Annotated in this window: 15 protein-coding genes; 6 read left to right on the top strand and 9 right to left on the bottom strand. The window is 63.8% G+C overall.

Annotated elements, in window-relative coordinates; genetic code table 11:
* Window positions 1–82: 82 nt before the first annotated feature.
* The 4 genes from ACPRTJ_RS01730 to puuE all read right to left on the bottom strand — a co-directional run bounded on the left by ACPRTJ_RS01730 (window position 83) and on the right by puuE (window position 3,476).
* Entirely contained in the window at window positions 83–1,408 is a 1,326-nt protein-coding gene (locus tag ACPRTJ_RS01730; protein ID WP_426427900.1) for a urate hydroxylase PuuD, read from the bottom strand.
* A gap of 47 nt (window positions 1,409–1,455) precedes the next feature.
* Window positions 1,456–1,959, bottom strand: a complete 504-nt coding sequence (locus tag ACPRTJ_RS01725; RefSeq protein WP_043862348.1) for an ureidoglycolate lyase — start codon at window positions 1,957–1,959, stop codon at window positions 1,456–1,458.
* A 75-nt stretch (window positions 1,960–2,034) separates the two neighbouring features.
* Window positions 2,035–2,550, bottom strand: coding sequence for a 2-oxo-4-hydroxy-4-carboxy-5-ureidoimidazoline decarboxylase (gene uraD, locus ACPRTJ_RS01720; RefSeq protein WP_043862349.1), 516 nt, complete (start codon window positions 2,548–2,550; stop codon window positions 2,035–2,037).
* Window positions 2,547–3,476 carry an allantoinase PuuE gene (gene puuE / locus ACPRTJ_RS01715; RefSeq protein WP_043862350.1) on the bottom strand — a complete coding sequence of 310 codons (930 nt, stop codon included), beginning with the start codon at window positions 3,474–3,476 and terminating at the stop codon, window positions 2,547–2,549. The genes uraD and puuE overlap by 4 nt, the downstream gene beginning before the upstream one ends.
* Window positions 3,477–3,859: 383 nt before the next feature.
* On the opposite strand from puuE, the gene uraH reads away from it, so the two are divergent.
* The gene (uraH, locus tag ACPRTJ_RS01710) at window positions 3,860–4,213 is read left to right on the top strand and encodes a hydroxyisourate hydrolase (RefSeq protein WP_043862351.1); all 354 of its coding nucleotides are present in this window, start codon (window positions 3,860–3,862) and stop codon (window positions 4,211–4,213) included.
* A 161-nt stretch (window positions 4,214–4,374) separates the two neighbouring features.
* Here uraH and ACPRTJ_RS01705 read toward each other — a convergent pair whose 3' ends face one another.
* Window positions 4,375–5,724: an NCS2 family permease gene (locus tag ACPRTJ_RS01705; protein WP_054915598.1), complete on the bottom strand. Its 1,350-nt coding sequence runs from the start codon at window positions 5,722–5,724 to the stop codon at window positions 4,375–4,377.
* Between the two features lie 353 nt (window positions 5,725–6,077).
* On the opposite strand from ACPRTJ_RS01705, the gene ACPRTJ_RS01700 reads away from it, so the two are divergent.
* Window positions 6,078–6,845: a GntR family transcriptional regulator gene (locus ACPRTJ_RS01700; protein WP_054915597.1), complete on the top strand. Its 768-nt coding sequence runs from the start codon at window positions 6,078–6,080 to the stop codon at window positions 6,843–6,845.
* 204 nt (window positions 6,846–7,049) lie between these two features.
* Complete coding sequence (aqpZ, locus tag ACPRTJ_RS01695; RefSeq protein WP_043862354.1) at window positions 7,050–7,748, top strand: aquaporin Z; 699 nt, start codon at window positions 7,050–7,052, stop codon at window positions 7,746–7,748.
* On the opposite strand, the gene guaD is transcribed toward aqpZ, so the two are convergent.
* The 4 genes from guaD to xdhA all read right to left on the bottom strand — a co-directional run bounded on the left by guaD (window position 7,745) and on the right by xdhA (window position 13,855).
* A complete protein-coding gene (guaD, locus tag ACPRTJ_RS01690) occupies window positions 7,745–9,049 on the bottom strand; it encodes a guanine deaminase (protein WP_058542039.1) in 1,305 nt (434 codons plus the stop codon). The genes aqpZ and guaD overlap by 4 nt on opposite strands.
* A 10-nt stretch (window positions 9,050–9,059) precedes the next feature.
* A complete protein-coding gene (xdhC, locus tag ACPRTJ_RS01685; protein WP_043862356.1) occupies window positions 9,060–9,905 on the bottom strand; it encodes a xanthine dehydrogenase accessory protein XdhC in 846 nt (281 codons plus the stop codon).
* A 103-nt stretch (window positions 9,906–10,008) separates the two neighbouring features.
* Window positions 10,009–12,408, bottom strand: coding sequence for a xanthine dehydrogenase molybdopterin binding subunit (gene xdhB / locus ACPRTJ_RS01680; protein ID WP_043862357.1), 2,400 nt, complete (start codon window positions 12,406–12,408; stop codon window positions 10,009–10,011).
* The gene (gene xdhA, locus ACPRTJ_RS01675; protein WP_286900839.1) at window positions 12,401–13,855 is read right to left on the bottom strand and encodes a xanthine dehydrogenase small subunit; all 1,455 of its coding nucleotides are present in this window, start codon (window positions 13,853–13,855) and stop codon (window positions 12,401–12,403) included. Before xdhA ends, xdhB begins: the two co-directional genes overlap by 8 nt.
* 279 nt (window positions 13,856–14,134) lie before the next feature.
* Here xdhA and ACPRTJ_RS01670 point away from each other — a divergent pair, with 279 nt between their 5' ends.
* The 3 genes from ACPRTJ_RS01670 (at window position 14,135) to zipA (ending at window position 19,358) form a co-directional block, all read left to right on the top strand.
* Complete coding sequence (locus ACPRTJ_RS01670; RefSeq protein ID WP_043862359.1) at window positions 14,135–14,794, top strand: GntR family transcriptional regulator; 660 nt, start codon at window positions 14,135–14,137, stop codon at window positions 14,792–14,794.
* 2 nt (window positions 14,795–14,796) lie between these two features.
* Entirely contained in the window at window positions 14,797–18,285 is a 3,489-nt protein-coding gene (smc, locus tag ACPRTJ_RS01665) for a chromosome segregation protein SMC (RefSeq protein WP_426427895.1), read from the top strand.
* Window positions 18,286–18,488: 203 nt separating this feature from the next.
* Window positions 18,489–19,358: a cell division protein ZipA gene (gene zipA / locus ACPRTJ_RS01660; RefSeq protein WP_274097172.1), complete on the top strand. Its 870-nt coding sequence runs from the start codon at window positions 18,489–18,491 to the stop codon at window positions 19,356–19,358.
* Window positions 19,359–19,429: the final 71 nt, after the last annotated feature.

The following is a 19,429-nucleotide window of genomic DNA, read 5'->3' as shown; positions in this document are numbered from 1 at the left end:
TGCAGGCTCAGGCGCCCTGCTTGCGAAGAAGCAGGAGGCCGCGCCTGGCTTGCAGCTTGTAGCTTGCCGCTTGAAGCTTGTATCAGTTGGTTGGCGCACCCTTGGCGATCCATGCACCAATCAGTTCACGTTCCTGCTGGGTCATCTGGGTGATGTTGCCCAGGGGCATGATCTGGCTGGCGACGGCCTGTGCCTGGATGCGTGGGGCCAGTTGCTGGATCTGTTGCGGGGTATCGAGCATCACGCCGGCCGGGGCGGCACTGAACAGCGGGCTGGTCGGCTTGGCCGAATGGCACACGGTGCAGCGTTCCTGGATGACGCTGTGGATCTTGTCGAAGTTGCCGCTGTCCGCCGCAGCGGTGGCAGTGGCGGGTGCTTCGGCCGGGTTGGCGGCAGGTGCCGGGTTGGCAGCCTGTTCGGCGGCTTTCTCGGCAGCGGTCTTGCCACCCAGTGCGGTTTCCGGCAGCGGCTGGTACTGGACCTTGGCAGCGGCCTGCTCAGGGGCGGTCGGCATCGGCTTGGGGCCGGTGACGTAGGCCAGGCAGATCATCGCCAGGGCGCCGACGGGCAGGGTCCAGGCGTACTTGGCGCTGTCGTGGCGGGTGTTGAAGTAGTGACGCACCAGCACCGCTGCAATCGCGATCCCGGCCAGGATCAGCCAGTTGTACTGGCTGCCGTAGGTGCTCGGGAAGTGGTTGCTGATCATGATGAACAGCACCGGCAGGGTGAAGTAGTTGTTGTGGCGCGAACGCAGCAGGCCCTTGGCCGGCAGGGTCGGGTCGGGGGTTTCGTTCTTCTCGATGGCGGCGACCAGTGCACGCTGGGCCGGCATGATGATGCGGAACACGTTGCCGACCATGATGGTGCCGATGATCGCGCCGGTGTGCAGGTACGCACCACGGCCGCTGAACACCTGGCTGAAGCCGTAGCAGGCCGCAATGATCAGCACGAACAGCACCAGGCCGAGCAGGCCGGGGCGCTTGCCCAGGGGCGAGTCGCACAGCACGTCGTAGATGAACCAGCCGGCGATCAGCGAACCGACGCCGATGGCGATGCCTTCACCACCGCTCAGGGTGCTGCCGGGGGCCAGCAGGTAGACGCTGGGGTTCCAGTAGAACACCAGGCACAGCAGGGCAATACCCGACATCCAGGTGAAGTAGGCTTCCCATTTGAACCAGTGCAGGTTCTCCGGCATTTTCGGCGGGGCCAGCTTGTACTTTTCCAGGTGGTAGATACCGCCACCGTGAATCGCCCAGAGGTCGCCCGACAGACCGTCGCGCGGGTTGGCCCGGTTGAGGTTGTTCTCCAGCCATACGAAATAGAACGACGCGCCGATCCAGGCCACGCCAGTGATCATGTGAACCCAGCGCACGCTCAGGTTCAGCCATTCCAACAGATGTGCTTCCACAGTCTTTACCTCTTGCCGGTCACCGCAGGCCAGTGACCGACCTTCTCTTATTGGTGGGGTGCGAGGATCAGTTGCTCATCCTCATTGAAGAAATGTTCGTCGCAGTTGTTGCCGGAACCGCTGCGATCAACCACCAGGAAGTCATCCCGCTTTTCGATCGTCAGCACCGGGTGGTGCCAGACGCCGCGATGGTAATTGATGCCCTGCCTGCCATTACTGACAAAGGCGCGGACAAGACCCGATACAGGTACATCGCCAACGGGCGCGACCACGATCAGAAAGGGATTGCCGAGCAGCGGGATGAAGGCCTGGCTGCCCAGCGGATGGCGCTCCAGCATGCGCACGGTCAGCGGCATGTCCTGCGCGTCGGCGCGGAAGATGCTGATGATGGCGGAGTCCTCGGGCTGGGCGGTTTCTACCGTGGCCAGCTTGTGGAAGCGCATGGTCGAACCGTTGTTGATCATGAAGTGGTCGCTGCCGTCGGTTTCGATCACGTCACCGAAAGGGGCGAAGGCTTCTTTGGTCAGGGGCTCAATCACTAAAGTGCGCATGCGGGTGTTCTCTAATTATGTGTTGTCGGGGCTTTGGCGAATGCCGGCAGGCCAGTGCCTGCCAAGGCGCGCCGGTTACAGCTGCTGCAGGCGGAACAGGGCGATCAGGTTGATCTGCGCCAGGGCTTCCTTGAACTCGGCCTCGACCGAGTTGTGGATGCGTTTCTCGAACGAGGCGAGGATCTGGTGCCGGTTGCTGCCTTTTACCGCCATGATGAACGGGAACTGGAACCTGGCCTTGTAGGCGTCGTTGAGTTCGGTGAAACGGGCGAACTCTTCGGCGGTGCACTGGTGGATGCCGGCGCCAGCCTGTTCGTTGGTGCTCGATTCGGTCAGTTCGCCCTGGACGGCGGCTTTGCCGGCCAGGTCCGGGTGAGCATTGATCAGGGCCAGCTGGCTGGCGTGATCGGCGCTGAGCAGGATGTCGCTCATGCGCTGGTGCAGGGCTTCGATCTGGTCCAGCTCGTGCAGTTGGCCCAGGTCGTAGGCTTTTTCGGCGACCCACGGCGAGTGCTCGTAGATGTCGGCGAAGGCGGCGACGAACGCGGCACGGTCCAGGGTCGAAGGCTTGAGGGTCTTGAAGTCGGTCATTTGGCGCTCTCGGCTTGGAAAGGGTGGGTGGCATGCCAGTGGCGGGCGATGTCCACGCGCCGGGCGAACCACACCTGCTCATGGCTCTTGGCGTACTCCACGAAGCGCTTGAGCGCGGCGATGCGTGCCGGGCGGCCGATCAGGCGGCAGTGCAGGCCGATCGAGAGCATCTTCGGCGCCTCGGCACCTTCGGCGTAGAGCACGTCGAAGGCGTCCTTGAGGTACTGGAAGAACTGCTCGCCACAATTGAAGCCCTGCACCTGGGTGAAGCGCATGTCGTTGGTGTCCAGGGTGTAGGGGATCACCAGGTGCGGCTTGCCGGTGGGGTTGTTGGGCTCCCAGTAGGGCAGGTCGTCGTCGTAGGTGTCGCTGTCGTAGAGGAAGCCGCCTTCCTCCATTACCAGGCGGCGGGTGTTGGGCCCGGTACGGCCGGTGTACCAGCCCAGCGGGCGCTCGCCGGTGAGGTCGGTGAGAATGCGGATGGCCTCGAGCATGTGCTCGCGCTCCTGGTTCTCGTCCATGTACTGGTAGTCGATCCAGCGGTAGCCGTGGCTGCAGATCTCATGGCCGGCGGCGACCATGGCGCGGATCACGTCGGGGTGGCGCTGGGCGGCCATGGCCACGGCAAACACGGTGAGCGGCACGCCGGTGTCTTCGAACAGCTTGAGCAGGCGCCACACACCGGCGCGGCTGCCATACTCGTAAAGCGATTCCATGCTCATGTTGCGGGCGCCCTGCAGGGGCTGCGCCGAGACCATCTCGGAAAGGAAGGCTTCGGATTCCTTGTCCCCGTGAAGAATGTTGCGTTCGCCACCTTCTTCATAGTTGAGCACGAAAGACAAAGCGATGCGGGCATTCCCCGGCCAGCGCGGATGGGGTGGGTTGTTGCCGTAACCGATCAGGTCGCGAGGATAATCAGCGCTCACTGCAGCCTTCCTTCTTGTACGTGAAAACGGGGGTGTGGTGTCTGAGTCAGGTCATCGGCCACAACGATGGAGTGATTGTATACAACTTTATTGACGATTTGTAAGCCTGTTTTTTCGCATTTCTTCCGCCATTTGGCCTTGAAAAAGGTTGCAAGAAACCTGCCTGATTGGTCAGTAAATGACGATAGCGTCCGCCAGGACCGAGGCTTTGCGACTGATGGCGTATTTACAGGCCACGCTCGGCAGGCTAACAAAATCGTCGAATTTATTGTGTACAATTTTAGCTGAAAATGTCTTAATAATCCGACAGCCGCACGCTGCCCTGCTTCATCCCGGTGCCGTGCGGGTATTTTTTGCCCATAGATTGAAACGAGGCGCACGCAATGGGACGTTTGACCACGCATGTACTGGATGCCGCACATGGCTGCCCTGGCAGCTCGATCAAGGTCGAGCTGTACCGGGTCGAAGGCCAGCAGCTTGAGCTGGTGAACACGGCGCTGACCAACAGCGATGGCCGTTGCGATGCGCCACTGCTGCAGGGTGAGGATTACCGCAGCGGTGTGTACCAGCTGCAGTTCAGTGCCGGTGACTATTACCGTGCCCGTGGTGTGCAGTTGCCGGAGCCGGCGTTCCTGGATGTGGTGGTGCTGCGTTTCGGCATCAGCGCCGAGCAGGATCACTACCACGTGCCGTTGCTGATCTCGCCGTACAGTTACTCGACCTATCGCGGAAGCTAGTTGGTCGCTAGATGAATCTTCGTAGGTCCTTGCCCGCTCTCACTGGCGGGCTTTTTTTGCCTCGGTTTCGAGGGCGCGCCTGCAGGGCTGTTCGCTGGCAGAGCGGCACAGGCAACAAAAAGCCCCGCCCGAAGGCGAGGCTCCTTGAACCGACGCAGTGCTTACAGGAACACGAACTTGGCCACAAAGATCGCACACAGCACCCACAGGCTCGCCGAGATCTCCCTGTAGCGCCCGGTGCCGGCCTTGAGTACCACATAGGTGATGAAGCCCAGCGCAATGCCGTCCGCCACCGAGAATGTCAGCGGCATCATGATCGCCGTGACGATCGCCGGAATGCTGTCGGTGGCTTCATCCCAGTTGATGTGCGCCATGCTGCCCATCATCAGCATCGCCACATAGATCAGTGCGCCGGCGGTGGCATACGCCGGGATCATGCCCGCCAGCGGCGCAAAGAACATCGCCGCGACGAACAGCAGGCCGACCACCACAGCCGTGAGCCCCGTGCGCCCGCCGGCCGCCACACCTGCAGCACTTTCCACGTAGCTGGTTACCGGCGGCACACCCACCACTGCACCGAACACGCTCGATGCACTGTCGGCCTTGAGCGCCCGCGACAGGTTTTCGATGCGCCCCTCGGCGTTCACCAGGTTGGCGCGCTGGGCCACGCCCATCAGCGTGCCGGCGGTGTCGAACATGTGCACGAACAGAAACGCCAGTACCACGCTGATCATGCTGACGTTGAACACGCCCGCCACGTCCATGGCCATCCAGGTGGGCGCCAGGCTCGGCGGCAGCGAGAACACGCCGCCATATTCCACCAGGCCCAGGGCCCAGCCGGCCAGTGTCACGGCGATGATGCTGATCAGGATCGCGCCGAACACCCGGCGGTAGCTGAGCACGGCAATCATCAGGAAGCACGCCGCCGCCAGCAGCGGGCCAGGCTCGTGCAGCGAACCGAGCTTGATCAGGGTGGCTGGGCTGGCGACGATGATGCCGGCCGTCTTCAGCCCGATCACCCCGAGAAACAGCCCCACACCCGCGCCCATGGCGTGGCGCAGGCTCAGCGGGATGCTGTTGAGCAGCCATTCGCGCACCCGCGACAGCGTCAGCAGCATGAACAGCACACCCGATACGAACACCGCACCCAGCGCGGCCTCCCAGGTGTAGCCCATGGTGCCGACCACGGTGTAGGTGAAAAAGGCATTCAGCCCCATGCCGGGTGCCAGGCCCACCGGCCAGTTGGCATACAGGCCCATCAGCAGGCAGCCGAGCGCCGCCGCGATGCAGGTGGCCACGAACGCGGCGCCGTGGTCGATGCCGGCGTCGGCCATGATGTTGGGGTTGACGAAAATGATGTAGGCCATGGTGATGAAGGTGGTTACACCCGCGATCAGTTCGGTCCTGACAGTGGTGCCGTGCAGTTTGAGTTTGAAAATCCGCTCCAGCCAGCTCGTTTCGAGCGGTGGGGCAAGATCCAGCGTAGGGGCTTGGGGTTTGCGGCTTTCCACAGCGTGTACTCCTCACGTCTTTTCTTGTTGTTCAGAGCTTGTCCTGCGCGTTGACTGGGGGCTCTGCGAGGGGGAGGGCATGGCGACCGGACCTGTTGTTGACCTGCGGGTCAGGAAGTTGCACGGCTGGATTATGCGTTTGTATACAAATAATGCAAATAATGTTTTTGTCGGTGTGTGCAGGTAAATTGTCGCCACGGCTATAACGTGATGGCACTCTGCAGAAATCGCCAAGCCTGTGTACAATGCGTCAATACCATGAACGTCTAATTTTCTATCCAGGACTTGCCATCGCCCTACTGGCTGGTATTACAGTCAGGGTCCGATAGGTGGATCTCCGTGCTCGAGCGCCCATGAACGAACAGCTGCAACCCCTCAAGAAACCCACGCGCACCGGCAAGGCCGGTCGTAGCGGCACCCAGGACGATATCGTTTACGCGCACATATTCGAGGCAATCCTCGAACAACGCCTGGCGCCGGGTACCAAGTTGAGTGAGGAAGCCCTGGGCGAGATCTTCGGCGTCAGCCGCACCATCATCCGGCGTGCGCTGTCGCGCCTGGCCCACGAAAGCGTGGTGCTGCTGCGCCCCAATCGCGGTGCGGTAGTGGCCAGCCCGACCGTCGAAGAGGCGCGTCAGGTGTTCTTTTCGCGGCGCATGGTCGAGCGTGCCATCACCGAACTTGCAGTGGAGCACGCCACCGCCGAGCAGTTGAACGAACTGCGCCAGATGGTGCGCGAGGAGCGCGACAGCTTCTCGCGCGGCGACCGGGGTGCCGGCATTCGCCTGTCTGGCGAGTTTCACCTCAAGCTGGCGGAAGCGGCGGGCAATGCACCGCTGATCAGCTTCCAGCGCAGCCTGGTATCGCAGACCTCGCTGATCATTGCCCAGTACGAAAGCGGCAACCGCTCGCACTGCTCGTATGACGAGCACATGCAACTGATCGACGCCATCGAGGCGCGTGATGCGGCCCAGGCGGTGAGCCTGATGATGCACCACATGGACCACATCGACAGCAAGCTCAACCTCGACGAGGAGAGTGCGTCGGATGACCTGCACGCGGTGTTCTCGCACCTGCTGCAAACCAAGAAGCGCGGCAGCTCGGTGCCGGCCAAGGGCTGATACCGCGTCGCCTGCAATCGCGGGTCGAGCCCGCTCCCACAGGATTGTCTCGGTCCTTGTGGGAGCGGGCTTGACCCGCGATGCTTTCAGGGCTGCTGGCACTTGAGCCAACCTCTGCTAGATTTCTATCTGTTGCACTCCCGCAAACCTTCATCAAGCAGTTGGGCTTGCGCTTCAGGCGTACCACTTCTTGAGGACTGACTGATGTCGATGCCCATGAGCAAACGCATGGGAGCTGAATTGATAGGGACGTTCTGGTTGGTGTTGGGGGGTTGTGGCAGCGCGGTACTGGCTGCGTCTTTTCCGATCGGCATTGGCCTGGTCGGTGTCTCCATGGCCTTCGGGCTGACTGTGCTGACCATGGCATTTGCCATCGGTCATATCTCCGGTTGTCACCTCAACCCTGCGGTATCGCTGGGCCTGGTCGTGGGCGGGCGGTTTCCGCTCAAGGACCTGGTGCCGTACGTGATCGCCCAGGTGGTGGGCGCCATCCTGGCTGCCGGCGTGATCTACCTCATCGCCAGCGGCAAGGTCGGCTTCGAGCTGTCGAACGGGCTTGCCTCGAACGGCTATGGCGAGCATTCGCCGGGGCAGTACTCGCTTGGGGCAGGTTTTGTCAGCGAGGTGGTGATGACCGCGATGTTCATTCTGATCATCATGGGCGCCACCGATTCGCGGGCGCCGGCCGGCTTTGCGCCGATCGCCATCGGGCTGGCGCTGACGCTGATCCACCTGGTGTCGATACCGGTTACCAACACCTCGGTGAACCCGGCACGCAGCACCGGGCCGGCGCTGTTCGTCGGTGGCTGGGCGCTGCATCAGCTGTGGCTGTTCTGGGTGGCGCCGCTGATCGGGGCAGTGATCGGCGGCGCGTTGTACCGCGGCCTGTTTCGAACGCCTTAGCGCTGGTGCACGCTGCGCCCGGCGGCAAAGGTTTCGCGAATGGTACGGTCGTCGCCCAGGGTGGTCAGCACGAACAGGGTCTCCTCGATGCTGCCGGACTGCTGGAGACGGTAGTCCAGCAACGGGGTGGCCTTGTAGTCGAGCACGATGAAGTCGGCATCGCTGCCCGGTTGCAGGGTGCCGATGCGCTCCTCCAGGTTCAATGCCCGCGCACCGCCCAGGGTGGCCAGGTACAGCGACTTGAACGGGCTCAGGCGTGCGCCCTGCAACTGCATGACCTTGTAGGCTTCGTTCAGGGTGTACAGCAGCGAGAAGCTGGTGCCGGCGCCCACGTCGGTGCCCAGGCCGACCTTGACCTTGTGCTGCTCGGCCTGGGGCAGGTTGAACAGGCCGCTGCCCAGGAACAGGTTGGAGGTCGGGCAGAACGCCACGGCCGAACCGGTCTCGGCCAGGCGCTGGCACTCGGCATCGCACAGGTGAACGGCGTGGGCGAACACCGAGCGCTCGCCCAGCAGTTCGAAATGGTCGTACACATCCAGGTAGCCGCTGCGCTCGGGGAACAGCGCCTTGACCCACTCGATCTCCTTGAGGTTTTCGCTCAGGTGGGTGTGCAGGTACAGGTCCGGGAACTCCTTGAGCAACTGGCCGGCCAGGGCCAGCTGTTGCGGGGTGCTGGTGGGCGCAAAGCGCGGGGTCACCGCGTAGTGCAGGCGGCCCTTGCCGTGCCAGCGCTGGATCAGCGCCTTGCTGTCGGCGTAGCCCGACTCGGCGGTGTCGGTCAGGTAGTCGGGGGCGTTGCGGTCCATCATCACCTTGCCGGCGATCAGGCGCAGGTCCAGGCGCTCGGCTTCCTCGAACAGGGCGTTGACCGAGGCAGGGTGCACGCTGCCGAACACCAGCGCCGAGGTGGTGCCGTTGCGCAGCAGCTCCTTGAGGAACAGCTTGGCCACCTTGTCGGCGTGAGCCTTGTCTTCGAACTGGCGCTCGCACGGGAAGGTGTAGGTGTTCAGCCAGTCCAGCAACTGCTCGCCGTAGGAGCCGATCATGCCGGTCTGCGGGAAGTGGATATGGGTATCGATGAACCCCGGGGTGATCAAGGCGTCCTGGTAGTGCACCACTTCGATGTCGGCGTCCAGGCCTGGCAGCAGTTCGCTGGCGTGGCCGATGGCGCTGATCTTGCCCTGGTCGATGACCAGCAGGCCGTCTTCGAAATATTCATACGATGCTTCGACGCCTACCTCGGCAGGGTCGGCGAGGCTGTGCAGCAGGGCGGCACGGTAGGCTTTGCGGGTTGCGCTCATGTGGCTCTCGTCAAATGGCTTGGCTGCGCCGTGACGGCGGCAGCAGTTTGGCAATGGGTTGGGTGGTGGCCGAGCCGGTATGCTGGCCGAAGTTCGCGTTGTAGGTGGCGATGATTTCGGCGGCGATGGACACGGCGATCTCGATCGGCAGCTTGCCCTTGACCTCGGCCAGGCCCATCGGGCAGCGCATGCGTGCCAGGCTGTCGGCGGCAAAGCCGCGCTCGCGCAGGCGGTGCTCGAACTTCACGCGCTTGGTCCTGGAGCCGATCAGGCCGAACCAGGTGAAATCGTTGCGCTTGAGGATCGCGGCGGTCAGTTCCAGGTCCAGTTGATGGTTGTGGGTCATGACGATGCAATAGCTGCCGGCGGGCAGTTCATCGACCTCGTCGACCGGTTCCTCGCTGACGACCTTGCTCACCCCCGTGGGGATGATGTCGGGGAATTCCTGCTCGCGCGAATCGATCCAGCGTACCCGGCAGGGCAGCGCGGCGAGCAAGGGTACCAGAGCGCGGCCGACATGGCCTGCGCCGAATACCGCGATCTGCGCCTGCACGCCGCCCATGGGCTCGAACAGCAGCACGGTGGCGCCGCCGCAGCACTGGCCAAGGCTGGCGCCGAGGCTGAAGCGCTCCAGGTGGGTGGTTTCGCGGCCTTCGGCAAGCATCTGCCGGGCGATGTGCATGGCCTTGTATTCCAGGTGCCCGCCGCCGATGGTGTCGAACAGCTGGGTCGCGCTGACGACCATCTTCGAGCCGGCATTGCGTGGGGTGGAGCCCAGCTCTTCGATGATGGTCACCAGCACGCAGGGTTCGCCCCGGGTGTGCAGGTCGGACAGGGCGTTGATCCAGGTGTGCATAGTCGGTTGCCTCTTCAGTGCCTGATCGGGCCTCTTCGCCGGCAAGGCCGGCTCCTACAGCAATCGCGCCCTGTAGGAGCCGGCCTAGCCGGCGAAAGGCGCACTACGGTGTAACGGTTTCCACCTCGGCAGCCGCCTGCCGGCCCGCCACCACCTTGCGCATCTGCTCGCAGCCCCACAGCACCCGCTCGGGGGTGGCCGGGGCATCGATCTGCGGTTGCTCGCGATAATCCGCCAGGCTGGCCACTGCATCCTTGATCGCGCACCACGGCGCGATCCCCAGCATGAACGGCGGCTCGCCCACCGCCTTGGAATGGAACACCGTGTCCTCGGGGTTCTTGCGGTTCTCCACCAGCTTCACCCGCAGGTCCACCGGCATGTCCGCCACCGCCGGGATCTTGTAGCTGGCCGGGCCGCTGGTCATCAGCTTGCCCTTGGCGTTCCACACCAGTTCCTCGGTGGTCAGCCACCCCATGCCCTGGATGAACCCGCCCTCCACCTGGCCAATGTCGATGGCCGGGTTCAGCGAGGCGCCCACGTCATGCAGGATGTCGGTGCGCAGCATCTTGTACTCGCCGGTCAGGGTGTCGACGATCACCTCGGCGCACGCCGCGCCGAAGGCGAAGTAGTAGAACGGGCGCCCGCGCGCCTGGCTGCGGTCGTAGTAGATCTTCGGGGTCTTGTAGAAGCCGGTGCTCGACAGCGAGACCTGGGCAAAGTAGGCCTGCTGCACCAGGCTCTCGAAGGTGAGGATTTCATCGCGCACGCGCACGTGCCCGTTGCGAAACTCGACGTCTTCTTCACTGACCTTGTACTGGCGCGCGGCAAATGCCACCAGGCGCTGCTTGAGGATTTCGGCTGCGTTCTGCGCCGCCTTGCCGTTCAGGTCGGCGCCGCTGGAGGCCGCCGTGGGCGAGGTGTTGGGCACCTTGTCGGTGTTGGTGGCGGTGATCTGTATGCGGCTGAAGTCCACCTGGAACACTTCGGCCACCACCTGGGCCACCTTGGTGTTCAGGCCCTGGCCCATCTCGGTGCCGCCGTGGTTGAGGTGGATGCTGCCATCGGTGTAGATGTGCACCAGCGCACCGGCCTGGTTGAGAAAGCTGGCGGTGAACGAGATGCCGAACTTCACCGGGGTCAGCGCCAGGCCCTTTTTCAGCACCGGGCTGTTGGCGTTGAAGCGGCGGATCGACTCGCGGCGCTGCTGGTAGTCGCTGCTGGCTTCGAGCTCGGCGGTGATCTCCTCGAGCATGTTGTGCTCGACCGTCTGGTAGTAGTGGGTGACGTTGCGCTCGGTCTTGCCGTAGTAGTTGGCCTTGCGTACCGCCAGCGGGTCCAGTGCCAGGTGGCGGGCGATGCGGTCCATCACCTCTTCGATGGCAACCATGCCCTGCGGGCCGCCAAAGCCGCGGTAGGCGGTATTGGAGGCGGTGTTGGTCTTGCAGCGGTGGCCGTTGATGGTGGCGTCACCCAGGTAGTAGGCGTTGTCGGAGTGGAACATCGCACGGTCGACGATCGAGGCCGACAGGTCCGGCGAGCAGCCGCAGTTGCCGGCCAGTTCCAGGTTGATGCCATGCAGGCGGCCGCTGTCATCGAACCCCACGTCGTATTCGATATAGAAGGGGTGGCGCTTGCCGGTCATCAGCATGTCCTCGACCCTTGGCAGGCGCATCTTGGTCGGCTGCCCGGTCAGGCGTGCGATCACCGCGCACAGGCAGGCGGGGCTGGCGGCCTGGGTTTCCTTGCCGCCGAAGCCGCCGCCCATGCGACGCATGTCCACCACGACCTTGTTCATCGGCACGTCCAGCACTTCGGCCACCAGCTTCTGCACCTCAGTGGGGTTCTGCGTGGAGCAGTACACGATCATGCCGCCATCCTCGGTGGGCATCACCGAGGAGATCTGGGTTTCGAGGTAGAAGTGCTCCTGGCCGCCGATATGCAGGGTGCCCTGCACCCGATGCGGGGCGCTGGCCAGCGCGGTGACCGAATCGCCGCGCTGGTGGGTGTGGCTGTCGAGCACGAAATGCTTCTTTCGCAGGGCCTGAACCACATCCAGCACCGGCTCCAGGTCTTCGTATTCGATGATTGCGGCCATCGCTGCGCGGCGGGCGGTGTCCAGGTCGCAGGCGGCCACGGCCAGCACCGGCTGGCCGACGAACTCGACGGTGTCGATGGCCAGCAGCGGGTCGCCCGGCAGCAGCGGGCCGATGTCCTTCAGGCCCGGGATGTCTTCGTGGGTGATGGCGATGCGCACGCCTTCGATGGCGTAGCACGGGCGGGTGTCGATGCTCAGCACCCGTGCATGGGCGCGGTCCGACAAGCGAGCGTACACATGCAACTGGTTGGGGAATTCGAGGCGGTCATCGATATACACCGCCTCGCCGGACACATGCTTGTCGGCGCTGTCGTGCTTGATGCTGCGCCCGACGCCACTGGTCAGGCCCTGGGCGAACAGCTCGGCCAGTTCGGCCTGGCTCCTGGCCACGTGAGGATGGTTAGACATAGGCGGTCACCCGAGTTTCGATGTGCGGCGTGTGCAGTTCGATGAAGTACTTGCGCAGCAGGTTCTGCGCGCCGAGCAGGCGGTATTCCTTGCTGGCCCTGAAGTCCGACAGCGGGGTGAAGTCTTCGCCCAGCGCCTGGCAGGCGCGCTCGATGCCGGCCTGGTTGAACGGCTTGCCGAGCAGGGCGGCTTCACAGGCGCGGGCGCGCTTGGGGATGGCGGCCATGCCGCCGAAGGCGATACGGGCCTCGGCCACCACGCCGTTGTCGATGCGCAGGTTGAAGGCGGCGCACACCGCCGAAATGTCGTCGTCCAGTCGCTTGGACACCTTGTAGGCCCGGAATGCCCAGGCCAGGTTGGCCCGCGGCACGATGATCTTCTCGATGAACTCGCTTTCCTGGCGTGCGGTGATGCGGTAGTCGATGAAATAGTCTTCCAGCGCCAGGGTGCGTGTCTCCTGACCCCGGCGCAGCACGATCTGCGCACCCAGGGCGATCAGCAGGGGCGGCGAATCGCCGATCGGCGAGGCGTTGCCGATGTTGCCGCCCAGGGTGCCCTGATTGCGGATCTGCAGCGAGGCGAAGCGGTGCAGCAGTTCGCCGAAGTCGGGGTATTCACGGCTCAGCGCGTCATAGCAGTCGGTGAGTGGCGTGGCGGCGCCGATTTCCAGGCGATCGTCAAAGGCCTCGACCCGCTTCATCTCGGCGACGTTGCCCACGTAGATCATCACCGGCAGGGTCTTGTGGAACTGCGTGACCTCCAGCGCCAGGTCGGTGCCGCCGGCCAGCAGGCGGGCTTCGGGGTGCGAGCCGTACAGCTCGGCCAGGTCGGCCACGGTCAGCGGCACCAGGCAGCGCTTGTCGCCGCTGTTGAGTTCGCCGGTTTCCTTGGGCGCAATCGCCTGGAGCCGGGCGATGGTCTGTGCCTGGGCGCTGTCGAACTGGTCGGGGGCGGCCTGGCAGCAGGCCTGCTCGGCGGCTGCCAGGATCGGCCGGTAGCCGGTGCAGCGGCACAGGTTGCCGGCCAGGGCCTCCTGGGCGCGGTGCAGGTCGGGGGCGTCGCTGTTCTTCTGCAGGGCGAACAGCGACATCACGAAGCCCGGGGTACAGAAGCCGCATTGCGAGCCATGGCAGTCGACCATGGCCTGCTGCACGCTGTGCAGCTTGCCCTGGTGCTTGAGCCCTTCGACGCTGATCAGCTGCTTGCCATGCAGCGACGAGACGAACGTCAGGCATGAATTGAGGCTGCGATAACGCAGGTGCTGCCGGCCGTGTTCATCTGCAGCCAGTTCACCGACCACGACGGTGCAGGCGCCGCAATCGCCGCTCGCGCAGCCTTCCTTGGTACCGGGTTTGCCCAGGTGCTCGCGCAGGTACTCGAGCACCGTCAGGTTGGGGTCCAGGGCATGCTCACTGCGCAGCTCCTGGTTGAGTAGAAACTGGATCACGGAAGGCCTCACAAGCGAATTATTGTTGTTGAGTGGACGGGGTCGACTGTAGGCAGACTTGACTTGCCGGTCAACTGCTTTCTGACTTCAAGGTCAGCTTTTTGTGCGTGCTGATCCTGTCATCCTCGATAGCCTCTGTATTCAGCATAGAACCGGGGCCGGGTTGACGATTGTTTTGCTTCAATCGTGCCAACTGCGTGCCTGTGCCGCTGCGCGAGGTGCAGGCAAGTGCGCTACAATCGGCGCTTGTGCACAGTTCAATGATTTTGAAGGAAAACCATGACGTTCAAGGCGCCGGACAGCCTCTCCGAGCAAATTGCCCATTACCTGGCCGAGCGGATCATCCGCGGTGAGCTCAAACCTGCCGAGCGCATCCAGGAACAGAAGGTCACCCAGGCGCTCAATGTCAGCCGTGGCTCGGTGCGCGAGGCACTGCTGATACTCGAGCGCCGGCACCTGGTGACCATCCTGCCGCGCCGTGGCGCGCAGGTTACGGCGCTCAACGAGCACAACGTGCGCAGCCTCTGCACCCTGATGAGCGAGCTGTACATCCTGCTGGGCAATGCCGTGGCCAGCGCGCCGCGCAGCGAAGCCGAACTTGCACCGTTTCTGGTCATCCAGCAGCGTCTGCACGCCGCCAGTGCGCGCCAGGACATCAAGGCCTTCGTCGAAGAGAGCTTCGCGGTGATGCGCGCCGCGTACCCGTTCGCCAACAACCCCTACCTGCAGGAAACCGTCGAGAACCTGCAGCCGGCCATGAGCCGCACCTATTACCTGGCGCTGGACCAGCGCAAGGCCAACATGAACGACTTCCTGGTGCTGTTCGCCCAATTGCTCGAAGCGGTGGTGGGTGGCGACCTGCCGCGTATCCGCGAGGTGCTGACGCAGTACTGCGAGCGCAGTTGCACGCTGGTGCTGTCCTCGCTGGTTGCTGGCTGAGCATGCGCCTCAAGTGCATTCGCCTGGCGGGGTTCAAGTCGTTCGTCGACCCGACTACCGTCAACTTCCCCAGCAACATGGCGGCCGTGGTCGGCCCCAATGGCTGCGGCAAGTCCAACATCATCGATGCGGTGCGCTGGGTGATGGGCGAAAGCTCGGCGAAAAACCTGCGTGGCGAGTCGATGACCGACGTCATCTTCAACGGCTCCACCAGCCGCAAGCCGGTCAGCCAGGCCAGTATCGAACTGGTGTTCGACAACAGTGACAACACCCTGGTGGGCGAGTATGCCGCCTATGCCGAGATCTCGATCCGGCGCAAGGTGACCCGCGACGCGCAGAACACCTATTACCTCAACGGCACCAAGTGCCGTCGGCGCGACATCACCGATATCTTCCTGGGTACCGGCCTGGGCCCGCGCAGCTATTCGATCATCGAGCAGGGCATGATCTCCAAGCTGATCGAGGCCAAGCCCGAAGAGTTGCGCAACTTCATCGAAGAGGCCGCCGGCATCTCCAAGTACAAGGAGCGCCGCCGCGAAACCGAAAACCGCATCCGCCGCACCCACGAGAACCTGGAGCGCCTGACCGACCTGCGCGAAGAGCTGGAACGTCAGCTCGAACGCCTGCACCGCCAGGCCCAGGCAGCGGAGAAGTACAAGGAATACAAGGCCGAGGAGCGTCAGCTCAAGGCCCAGCTGGCGGCCCTGCGTTGGCGTGCGCTGAACGATCAGGTGGGCCAGCGCGAGGCGATCATCGGCGACCAGGAAGTGGCCTTCGAGGCCCTGGTGGCCGAGCAGCGCAATGCCGATGCGAGCATCGAGCGCCTGCGCGACGGTCACCACGACCTGTCGGAGCGTTTCAATCTGGTCCAGGGGCGCTTCTATTCGGTAGGCGGCGACATCGCCCGGGTCGAGCAGAACATCCAGCACGGCCAGCAGCGCCTGCGCCAGTTGCAGGATGACTTCAAGGAAGCCGAACGCGCGCGTCTGGAAACCGAATCGCACCTGGGCCACGACCGTACCTTGCTGGCGACCCTGGGCGAAGAGCTGGAGATGATCGAGCCCGAGCAGGAACTGTCGCTGGCGGCAGCCGAGGAGGCCGCCGCGACCCTTGAGGAAGCCGAGACCACCATGCATGGCTGGCAGGAGCAGTGGGACAGCTTCAACACCCGCTCCGCCGAGCCGCGCCGCCAGGCCGAGGTGCAGCAGTCGCGCATCCAGCAGCTGGAGCAGAGCCTGGAGCGCGTCTCGGAGCGCCAGCGCAAGCTGGGCGAAGAACGCGACCAGTTGAGCGCCGACCCTGAAGATGCGGCCATCCTGGAACTCAACGAACAACTGGCCAGCAGCGAATTGCTGCTCGAAGACCTGCACCTGGAAGAACAGCAGGTGATCGAGCGCCTCGACGCGCTGCGCGAGCAGTTGCAGCAGGCCGCCCAGGCGCAGCAGCAGGCCCAGGGTGAACTGCAGCGCCTGGGTGGCCGGCTGGCATCGCTCGAAGCCTTGCAGCAGGCCGCGCTGGACCCAGGCAGCGGTACCCTCGACTGGTTGCGCGCGCAGGGCCTGGAGCAACGCCCACGCCTGGCTGAAGGCCTGCGCGTGGAGCCGGGTTGGGAGCTGGCGGTGGAAACCGTGCTGGGCGCCGACCTGCACGCGGTACTGGTGGACGACCTGGCCGGGCTCGACCTGACGGGCTTCGAGCAGGGCGAGTTGCGTCTGCTGGAGGCCGCCGGCACCGGCAAGCGCCTTGCCGGCAGCCTGCTGGACAAAGTACAGGGCGGCGTTGACCTGGCCCCCTGGCTGGGCCAGGTCAAGCCGGTCGAGAGCCTCGAGCAGGCATTGAGCCTGCGCGGCCAGCTGGCCGACGGCCAAAGCCTGATCAGCCGCGACGGCTACTGGGTGGGGCGCCACTTTCTGCGGGTCAGCCGTGGCAACGATGCCCAGGGCGGCGTGCTGGCCCGCGGGCAGGAGCTTGAGCTGCTGGGCCTGGAGCGTCTGGAGCAGGAAGCTGCCCTGGAGCAGCTCGAAGCGCAGTTGCTGGCCCTGCGTGAACAGCAGCGCGTGCAGGAAGACAGCCGTGAACAACTGCGTCGTCGCACCCAGGAAGAAGCCCGCCAGCAAGGTGAGCTCAAGGCCCATCTGTCGGCCGGCAAGGCCCGCGCCGAGCAGCTGACATTGCGCCGCCGGCGCCTTGAAGAAGAGCTGGCCGAGCTGCTGGAACAGCGCGCCATCGAACACGAAAGCCTGGGCGAGTCGCGCCTGCACCTGCAGGAAGCCCTCGACCTGATGGCCCACGACACCGAACAGCGCGAGGCCTTGCTGGCCCAGCGCGACAACCTGCGCGAACGCCTCGACCGCGTGCGCCAGGAAGCCCGCCAGCACAAGGACCACGCCCATCAGTTGGCGGTACGCCTGGGTTCGCTGCGTGCCCAGCACGACTCCACGCGCCAGGCCCTCGAGCGCCTGGAGCTGCAGTCGGAGCGCCTGAACGAAAAACGTGAACAACTGAGCCTGAACCTGGAGGAGGGCGAGGCGCCCCTCGAAGAGCTGCGCATGATGCTTGAGGCGCTGCTGGAAAAGCGCATGAGTGTCGACGAGGAAATGCGTCAGGCGCGCCTGCACATGGACGAGGCCGACCGCGAACTGCGCGAGGCCGAAAAGCGTCGTACCCAGGCCGAACAGCAATCCCAGCTGCTGCGCGGTCAGCTCGAACAGCACCGTATGGAATGGCAGGGGCTGAGTGTGCGGCGCAAGGCCCTGCAGGAACAGTTGCAGGCTGACGGCTATGATCTGGAAGGCGTGTTGGCGACCTTGCTGGCCGAGGCCAGCGAGCAGGAGGCTGAACTTGAGCTGGAGCGCATCGATGCGCGCATCCAGCGCCTGGGCGCGATCAACCTGGCGGCCATCGACGAGTACCAGCAGCAGTCCGAGCGCAAGCGCTACCTCGACGCCCAGGATGCCGACCTGGTCGAGGCCCTCGATACCCTGGAAAACGTGATTCGCAAGATCGACAAGGAAACGCGCAACCGCTTCAAGGATACCTTTGATCAGATAAATGCCGGATTACAGGCACTTTTCCCAAAAGTTTTCGGTGGTGGCAGCGCTTATCTGGAACTGACGGGCGAAGATCTACTCGATACAGGGGTAACGATCATGGCGCGCCCGCCGGGCAAGAAGAACAGCACCATCCATCTGCTCTCGGGCGGCGAGAAGGCGCTGACGGCCCTGGCCCTGGTGTTTGCCATCTTCAAGTTGAACCCGGCACCGTTCTGCATGCTCGACGAAGTCGATGCGCCGCTGGACGATGCCAACGTCGGACGCTATGCGCGCCTGGTCAAGGAGATGAGCCAGACCGTGCAGTTCATCTATATCACCCACAACAAGATCGCCATGGAAATGGCCGATCAACTGATGGGGGTGACCATGCACGAGCCCGGTTGCTCACGGCTGGTGGCGGTGGACGTGGAGGAGGCGATGGCCATGGTCGACGCCTGAAAAACGGATATAACGCACGAACTTGCAGCAAATGCCCCTGTCAGTTGCGACAGACGGTGTAAAGTTATCTTTGGTCGTGCTAGCTTAATGTAAATTTTTCTATGCGTGGGTAAAACGCCTGTCAGAACATAGAGTTGGCGCCACGTTTTAAAGGGGTTTAAACCCTTTATTTTTCAGCATTTTTCACAGAGGCACGGGATTACATGGAAATCGGTCTGCGCGAGTGGCTGATCGTCATCGGCATCATAGTCATTGCCGGTATTCTTTTTGACGGCTGGCGTCGCATGCGCGGCGGCAAGGGCAAGTTGAAATTCCGTCTGGACCGCAGCTTCTCCAACCTGCCGGACGAAGAGACCAGCGCCGAAGTGCTGGGCCCGCCGCGGGTGCTTGACGACCACAAGGAGCCCCAGCTCGACGAGCACGACCTGCCGTCGATGACGGCTGCGCGCGAGCAGCGCGAGCCGAAGGTGGGCAAGGGGTCCAAGCGCGCCAAACGTACCAGCGAGCCGCAGCAGGGCGACCTGAACCTGGCGGCCGAGCCACGCGAGTCTGACCTGTTCGGCAATGCCGACGACGACTTCCCGGACGAAAGCCCCAAGAGCACCGGCTTCGGTGCCAGCGAAGGCAAGGACCTGCCGCCGGTCGAGGAAGTGCTGGTGATCAGCGTGATTGCCCGCGACGAGAGCGGCTTCAAGGGCCCTGCACTGCTGCAGAACATCCTGGAAAGCGGCCTGCGCTTTGGCGAGATGGACATCTTCCACCGTCACGAAAGCATGGCCGGCAATGGCGAAGTGCTGTTCTCCATGGCCAACGCGGTCAAGCCTGGGGTCTTCGACCTGGACGACATCGACCATTTCAGCACCCGTGCGGTCAGCTTCTTCCTTGGCCTGCCGGGCCCGCGCCATCCCAAGCAGGCGTTCGACGTGATGGTGGCGGCGGCGCGCAAGCTGGCCCATGAACTGAATGGCGAGCTCAAGGATGACCAGCGCAGCGTGATGACCGCGCAGACCATCGAACACTACCGCCAGCGCATCGTCGAGTTCGAGCGCCGCGCCCTGACCCAGAAACGCTGATTGCGATGAATGCGCCCACAGAGGTTGTCACCGACTCTGTGGGAGCTGGCTTGCCAGCTAAGGCTGCGCCG

The sequence above is a fragment of the Pseudomonas palmensis genome (assembly GCF_049942755.1).
Classification (GTDB): Bacteria; Pseudomonadota; Gammaproteobacteria; order Pseudomonadales; family Pseudomonadaceae; genus Aquipseudomonas; species Aquipseudomonas palmensis.
The sequence above is the reverse complement of the archived record's forward strand: the minus strand, read 5'-3'. Positions and strand labels throughout refer to the sequence as shown.

Coding starts and splice junctions, on each gene's coding strand:
- ACPRTJ_RS01725 (WP_043862348.1), bottom strand. CDS start 1,959: ATGCGCACTTTAGTGATTGAGCCCCTGACCAAAGAAGCCTTCGCCCCT.
- xdhC (WP_043862356.1), bottom strand. CDS start 9,905: ATGCACACCTGGATCAACGCCCTGTCCGACCTGCACACCCGGGGCGAA.
- smc (WP_426427895.1), top strand. CDS start 14,797: ATGCGCCTCAAGTGCATTCGCCTGGCGGGGTTCAAGTCGTTCGTCGAC.
- uraD (WP_043862349.1), bottom strand. CDS start 2,550: ATGACCGACTTCAAGACCCTCAAGCCTTCGACCCTGGACCGTGCCGCG.
- xdhB (WP_043862357.1), bottom strand. CDS start 12,408: ATGTCTAACCATCCTCACGTGGCCAGGAGCCAGGCCGAACTGGCCGAG.
- ACPRTJ_RS01700 (WP_054915597.1), top strand. CDS start 6,078: ATGAACGAACAGCTGCAACCCCTCAAGAAACCCACGCGCACCGGCAAG.
- aqpZ (WP_043862354.1), top strand. CDS start 7,050: ATGTCGATGCCCATGAGCAAACGCATGGGAGCTGAATTGATAGGGACG.
- ACPRTJ_RS01670 (WP_043862359.1), top strand. CDS start 14,135: ATGACGTTCAAGGCGCCGGACAGCCTCTCCGAGCAAATTGCCCATTAC.
- uraH (WP_043862351.1), top strand. CDS start 3,860: ATGGGACGTTTGACCACGCATGTACTGGATGCCGCACATGGCTGCCCT.
- guaD (WP_058542039.1), bottom strand. CDS start 9,049: ATGAGCGCAACCCGCAAAGCCTACCGTGCCGCCCTGCTGCACAGCCTC.
- zipA (WP_274097172.1), top strand. CDS start 18,489: ATGGAAATCGGTCTGCGCGAGTGGCTGATCGTCATCGGCATCATAGTC.